Here is a 452-nt window from a genome sequence, read left to right as displayed (position 1 = left end):
TCATCACATAGAGCGACAGGTCCACGTGCGGCACGATGGCCGCATCGCCCTGCCCGATCCCGGACGTCTCCACGATCACCAGATCGAAGCGCGCCGCCTTGCAGGCGGCAATCACGTCCGGCAGCGCCTGGGAAATCTCCGAGCCGGCCTCGCGCGTGGCCAGCGAGCGCATGAAAACGTGCGGATGGTTGATCGCGTTCATGCGGATGCGGTCGCCCAGCAGCGCGCCGCCGGACTTGCGCCGCGACGGGTCGATCGAGATCACCGCGACCGACAGCGCGTCCTGCTGGTCCAGCCGGAAACGGCGGATCAGCTCGTCCGTCAGCGACGACTTGCCGGCACCGCCCGTCCCCGTAATGCCGAGTACCGGCGTTGTGGCGGTCTTCGCCTGGGCATGGAGGGTCTCGACCAGCACCGGGTCGGCGCGGCCGTTCTCGAGCGCGGTCATCAGC

General features: G+C 68.8%; 1 protein-coding gene. It reads right to left on the bottom strand.

Annotation, left to right across the window (positions count from 1 at the left end; translation table 11 throughout):
* Nucleotides 1-452 (bottom strand): GTP-binding protein (locus AC1DHL_RS29905; protein ID WP_478164353.1); only part of this gene is annotated, 452 nt, incomplete at both ends.

It is taken from the genome of Variovorax sp. 10L426, assembly GCF_056395305.1.
The sequence above is the reverse complement of the archived record's forward strand: the minus strand, read 5'-3'. Positions and strand labels throughout refer to the sequence as shown.